At 56.5% G+C, this 6,197-nt stretch carries 6 protein-coding genes; all 6 read left to right on the forward strand.

Annotated features, from left to right (window positions below; all coding sequences use genetic code 11):
* The 6 genes from ABVF61_RS32070 to ABVF61_RS32095 all read left to right on the forward strand — a co-directional run bounded on the left by ABVF61_RS32070 (window position 1) and on the right by ABVF61_RS32095 (window position 5,996).
* A complete protein-coding gene (locus ABVF61_RS32070; protein WP_353997692.1) occupies window positions 1-1,818 on the forward strand; it encodes a glycoside hydrolase family 2 protein in 1,818 nt (605 codons plus the stop codon).
* Entirely contained in the window at window positions 1,815-2,555 is a 741-nt protein-coding gene (locus ABVF61_RS32075; RefSeq protein ID WP_353997693.1) for an FCD domain-containing protein, read from the forward strand. Before ABVF61_RS32070 ends, ABVF61_RS32075 begins: the two co-directional genes overlap by 4 nt.
* 24 nt (window positions 2,556-2,579) lie before the next feature.
* Window positions 2,580-3,746: a mannonate dehydratase gene (gene uxuA, locus ABVF61_RS32080; RefSeq protein WP_353997694.1), complete on the forward strand. Its 1,167-nt coding sequence runs from the start codon at window positions 2,580-2,582 to the stop codon at window positions 3,744-3,746.
* A gap of 104 nt (window positions 3,747-3,850) precedes the next feature.
* A complete protein-coding gene (locus ABVF61_RS32085) occupies window positions 3,851-4,252 on the forward strand; it encodes a dihydroneopterin aldolase (RefSeq protein ID WP_353997695.1) in 402 nt (133 codons plus the stop codon).
* 82 nt (window positions 4,253-4,334) lie between these two features.
* Complete coding sequence (locus ABVF61_RS32090) at window positions 4,335-5,219, forward strand: dihydropteroate synthase (RefSeq protein WP_299484285.1); 885 nt, start codon at window positions 4,335-4,337, stop codon at window positions 5,217-5,219.
* A gap of 21 nt (window positions 5,220-5,240) precedes the next feature.
* The gene (locus tag ABVF61_RS32095; RefSeq protein ID WP_353997696.1) at window positions 5,241-5,996 is read left to right on the forward strand and encodes an SDR family oxidoreductase; all 756 of its coding nucleotides are present in this window, start codon (window positions 5,241-5,243) and stop codon (window positions 5,994-5,996) included.
* The last annotated feature ends 201 nt before the right edge of the window (window positions 5,997-6,197 follow it).

Here is a 6,197-nt window from a genome sequence, read left to right on the forward strand (position 1 = left end):
ATGCTCGAACGCTCCAAACTTGCAGACAACGCGCTTCAGGCGCTGCATGACGAAGACTACGATCTGCCGTTCAACACGCAGTCTTTGAAGCATGACGGTCTGATTTTTATGGGCGGACGGCGATCTGAAAGTCTCAACGGTGAGTGGACGTTTTGCGTCGATCTCCTGGACACAGGCCTCCGGCAGAAGTGGTTTTCCATGCTGCCGGAGGCACCCGAAGACCGCTCGGAGCCCTGGGACTACGATCCCTATATGGGTGAAACCGTGCCGGTTCCTTCCAACTGGGCGATGCTCAAGGAGAAGTGGTACTTCTTCGAAGGCAGCACCTGGTATACGCGCCCTCTCGATATGGACGATGTGGACGGCGAAAAGCGGCAGTTTCTGCGTTTCGGCGCGGCAGGTTACGATTGCAAGATTTTCTTGAACGGCGACTTCCTTGGCAACCACTATGGTGCATCGACACCGTTTTGCGTGGAGTTGACCGGCAGGTTGCGCAAGGGCCGGAACTGGATCATGGCCTGCGTCAACAACACCCGCACCAAAGACCGGGTGCCGATGCGCAACACGGACTGGTTCAACTACGGTGGCCTTTATCGGGACGTCTGCGTGTTCGAAACACCTGCGTCCCTGATTTCGGATTTCTTTCTCTATCTTGTTCCGGACGGTACCTATTCGAAGATATGCGCCGAGGTGTCGATATCCGGTGCACAGTCAGGCAACGCCCGTCTGTCAATTCCGGAACTGTCGATCGATGAAACCATTTCCATCCGTGAAGGGGGCGGCCGCGTAACGATTTCTGCAGTGCCGCGGCTATGGAGCCCTGACACGCCGGTTCTTTATGATGTGAGCCTGGCGTTCGGTGAAGACCGGGTGACGGACCGGGTTGGGTTCCGTCAGATTGAACGGATCGGCACCAACATCGTGCTGAACGGTGCCCCGCTCTTCCTGCGCGGAATTTCCGTTCATGAAGACGATGCAAAGCTCGGCAAAGTGACTACAGAAGAAGACCTGCGCCGGCGGTTCGAGCATGCAAGAGAACTTGGCTGCAACTATCTGCGCCTGGCGCATTATCCGCATCACGAGCGTGCCGCTGAAATTGCCGACGAGCTCGGGTTTCTGCTCTGGGAAGAGATCCCGGTCTACTGGGCGATCGATTTTGCAAATCCGGCGACCTACCGGGATGCGGAAAACCAGCTGAAGGAATTGATCAAACGGGACCGCAACAGGGCGAGCGTCATCATCTGGTCGGTCGGCAATGAAAACCCGGATACCGATGAGCGTCTGGATTTCATGAAAAATCTTGCGGAAACGGCAAGGCTCCTTGATCCAACCCGCCTGACATCTGCAGCCTGCCTCGTCAACCACGCCAATAACCGGATTGAAGACCGGCTTGCCGATCACATCGATGTCATCGGGCTCAACGAATATTACGGCTGGTACGAGGAAAATTTTGAAGACCTTGCCAAGATCGGCGAGAACTCAAATCCGGACCGGCCAGTCGTGGTGTCGGAGACCGGGGCCGATGGCGTCATTGGTCCGAAGGGACCCGTGAAAGGCTTATTTAGCGAAGACTACATGGCCGAGGTGTATGAGAAACAGATCGCCACATTGCGCCAGCTGAACTACGTTAAGGGAATGTCTCCGTGGATACTTTATGATTTTCGTGTTGAACGGAGACAAAATATCTTCCAGAACGGATATAACCATAAAGGCTTGATAGCTGCCGATAAGAAAACCAAGAAAAAAGCGTTCCATATTCTGGCGGAGTACTATCGCGAGATAGCAGCCCTTGAGGAGAGCGCAAGGAAGGCCTCATGACGCGCGACGGTACAAAACGCCGTTATCAGGAAATCGCCGAGATGCTTGCCCGGCGAATTGCGGAAGAAGGATACCGGCCCGGCGACAAGTTTCCGACCGAGCGTCAGATATCCTTGGAAATGGGCATTAGCCGCTCGCTCGTCCGCGAAGCCTTCATTGTCCTGGAAATCGAAGGTTATCTTGATGTCCGCAAGGGCTCCGGCAGCTATGTCGCGGCCGGAGAGAAGATCTCGCTGAATGTGCAGAAACAGGATTTCGGCCCGTTTGAGCTGCTGCAGGCACGTCAGCTTCTTGAAAGCAGCATTGCCGGCTTTGCAGCATCGACAATCACCAAAAGCGATATCATCCAGCTGCGCGAGACGCTCGAGATAGAACGCAGGGCGATCGAAAACGGTGTCGAAGATTATTTCGCCGACAGGCAGTTCCATCTCCAGATCGCCGAGGCGACCCAGAACAGCGTTCTGGTCGATCATGTCGAAGACCTTTGGACCAAACGCGAAAACAGTTCCATGTGGGCGAGGCTGCACGACAGGATCTTCGACCTCAGCTACCGGACCAGATGGCTCGATGATCATGCGGTCATTCTAGAGGCCCTGCGCCATCGCAATGCGGAGCAGGCCCGTCTTGCCATGTGGCAGCATCTTGAAAACGTGCGTTTGACGCTGCTTGAGCTCTCGGATGTCGGGGATCCGGAGTTCGACGGCTACCTCTACACTCCTGCGGTTGCCTCACCTTAATGAACGACAAGAAAGAGCAAGGCGATGATCGAAAGCTGGCGTTGGTTCGGACCTGACGATCCTGTCTCGTTGCAGGATGTTCGGCAAACCGGTGCCACGGGCATCGTGACCGCCCTGCACGAAATCCAGAATGGTGTCTTGTGGCCTGAAGAGGATATTGCGGCACGGCGCCAGATGATCGAAGACGCCGGACTGACCTGGGTGGTCGCCGAGAGCATCCCGGTGCATGAGGACATCAAAACAGGCGCACCAGGCTGGGAACGCCGGGCGCAGAACTGGGCGGAAAGCGCCAAAGCGCTCGCCAGGCAGGGCATTACGACAATCTGCTACAACTTCATGCCCGTGCTCGATTGGACCCGCACCGATCTTGACTTTGAGCTCGCCGACGGCGCCCGCGCGCTGCGCTTCGAATTTGCTGCTTTTGCCGCTTTCGACATGTTCATCCTGGACCGGGAGGGGGCCGAGACAGACTATAGTGACACGGACATCGCGGCAGCCGAAGGCTTCCTGGCGCGTTGCTCGCGTGACGACCGGGACAGACTGACCGCTAATATCATTGCCGGTCTTCCTGGCTCTGAAGAAAGCTACACGCTTGCGACATTCAAGGAGCGTCTTGATGCCTATCGCGGCATCGACAGGGAAGGTCATTTTCAGCATCTTCGGAATTTTCTGGATGTGGTCCTTCCAGCAGTCGAGGAAGCTGGTGCTGTTCTGGCGCTGCATCCCGACGATCCGCCCCGCCCGCTCTTCGCACTGCCCAGGATTGCAAGCACTCAATCGGATCTGGAGCGCATTGCATCCATGAGTGACTCTTCGGCGAACGGGTTCACGCTTTGCACAGGTTCACTCGGCGTTCATCCGGACAACGACCTTCCGGAGATCGCGGCAGCGCTCGGCGATCGCATTCATTTTGCGCATTTAAGAGCTACCCGGCGCGAAGACGACCCGCGCAGCTTTTATGAAGATGCCCATCTTGAAGGCGATATCGACATGATCGCAATCATCCGGGTCTTGCGGCAACTTGAAGCGCGAACCGGAAAACACATTCCAATGCGCCCCGACCACGGGCACAGGATCTTGAATGATCTCAGTGGAACTTCCACGCCAGGCTATCCCGCCATCGGACGGCTCAGAGGGTTGTCGGAGCTGCGCGGCGTGCTCAGAACCGTAGACGCATATGAGCGTCTCTAAAGCCGAAGCCGGGCTATCAAGACGACTGCATCCCTTGACGTGAATACGCTTCCGGTTAAATCCCTCTCGTGAGAATAACCACGACCTCAGGGGCGAGATACTTGATGACCGACAGTACGGAAGACAGAGGCACACTCGTCGAAGACGGCCCCGACACGATATTGATCGAAAGTCTGACCCTGCCAGCTGAAATCGGCATTCTGGACAGCGAGAAGGGGCGCCGGCAGGCCGTCCGCTTTGACGTCGAAATTGAAACCGTTGGCAACTACCGAGACATCGTGCGCGAAAACGGCACCTTCGTGTCCTACGCGGACACCGTGATGTTCATTCAGAACAAGGTTCAGGACGGAGGTCATGTCGATCTTGTCGAAGAATGGGCCGAGCTGATTGCCGAATTTGTCCTGTCTAACCCGCTTGCCGCACGGGTGAGTGTCAAGGTGACAAAACCGGACATTTTCGAGGATGCCGCCGGTGTCGGTATTCGGATCACGCGCAAGCGTTCCTGACGTGACTTGCCGCTTTGGCGGCGCTTCCTATTTCCCGTTTGATCTTTCCCGCCTTTCCTGATCCCTCCGGAGACCTGCCTTAATGATATCCGCCGACCGCCTTCTGCCACTTTGGCTCAAGTATCGTGATGCTCTTGAAACGCCGGTGCGAACCTTTGAGTTTCCGAAATTCGGCCGTCGATTTGAGGATCGAACCTACCAGATGGGCGTTTTGAACCTGTCGCCGGACAGCACTTATCGTGAAACGGTCTGCCACACATTTGAAGCAGCGCTTTACCGTGGGCGGCGTATGACACTCGAAGGCGCGGCGATGGTGGATATCGGAGCCGAGTCGACAGGTGAAACGGCTGATATCGTTTCGATTGAGCGACAGATCGATAGAATGCGGCCGGTGGTCAAGGCGCTCGCGGACGAGAAGATCCTGGTCTCCGTTGAAACCTATCATCCAGAGGTGGGCGTTGCGCTCCTGGAAGCCGGTGCCGGCGTCATTAATCTGACGGGGCGTGTCGATGACAGCGCCTTCTACGAGTCCATTGCATCTCATCAAGCCGGCATCGTTCTGTGTTACACACCGGGAGAGAACGCGCGCTCTGCGGATTATCTCCCACCGGCCGAAGACATCTTCGATCATCAGCTGACATTCTTCAGGGAACGGATTGACATTGCCACAAATGCAGGTGTGGAACGTCTTTGGGTGGATCCCGGCTTCGGTTTCGCATTGCATTTGCCGGATGGTCCGGACAGGATCCGGTATCAGACCGACAGTATCCTGCAGTCTTTCCGTTTGCGCGCGCTCGGCTGGCCGGTCACCGTGCAGCTGACTGGGGCGGTGTATCTCTTCCGGGACGAGGTGCGTGTCGCGCAGACAAGTGCGGCGACGATTGCGGTGATGTCCAAGGCCAATCTGGTGCGCAGTCACGAGGTCTCACGGGTACAGCCGGTTTTGAACCTGCAGGAATTTGCCTGACGCCAATTGGGGGGAACGAAAATGGCATCCGACAACATTGCCTTGGTAACAGGGGCCGGAAAACGTCTCGGCAAGGCGATCGCCAAAGGTCTGGCGGACAAGGGCTACGCCATCGGGCTTCACTACAATGCGTCGGTTGGCGGCGCGCAGGAGCTCCATGACGAGATCGTTTCTGCCGGTGGCCGTGCGGTCCTGCTCCAAAAGGATCTGAGCCGTCCGGAACTCGCAGGTGAGCTCGTTGCCGAGACATCGGCAGCCCTTGGTGGCCCGGTTTCCGTGCTTGTCAATTCCGCCTCTGCATTCAACACGGACAATCTGCATGATCTAACCCTTGAGAGCTGGCAGTTCCTGATGAATGTCAACGCCGCTGCGCCGGTGTTTTTGATGCAGGCCTTTGCAAACCAGGATCCACTTCCACAGAACGGGTGTATCGTGAATATGCTCGACACCCAGATGATGTCGGCATCGCCGGAACGCTTCAGCTATTTTTGCGGCAAGTTCGCCCTTGAAGGGGCGACCAGGCTTGCCGCCTTCGAGCTGGGGCCGAAGCGAATTCGCGTCAACGCCATTGCACCCGGTCTCATTCTGCCAAGCGATCAGACCCAGGAAAACTTCGACAGTCGCCAGAAACTCACGCCGCTTGGCCCGGGACTTGGGCCGGAGGATATTGTTGGCGCGGTTCAGTATCTGGTAGAGGCCAGGCAGGTCAGCGGGCATACCTTCGTCGTTGACGCGGGTCAGCGGCTTATGGGCTTCGGAAACTCGCCCATCGGGTAGTGTGGCGCGCGGAAACGAATTAGCTAACGTATGGTTAATATCCACCGCTCTGGAGCGCCGGAAATTTTTCGGAAAAAAATTCAATTCTTGTGTTGACGGTATGATTATGTGTGCGTATAACCGCGTTCATCGACGGCGGTGTTGCTGCTGGCGACAGGGTTTTGTGACCTTAATTCCAGAAAAGTTGGTCTAAGTTGGCCG

The organism is Roseibium sp. HPY-6 (assembly GCF_040530035.1).
In the GTDB taxonomy this organism is placed as follows: domain Bacteria; phylum Pseudomonadota; class Alphaproteobacteria; order Rhizobiales; family Stappiaceae; genus Roseibium.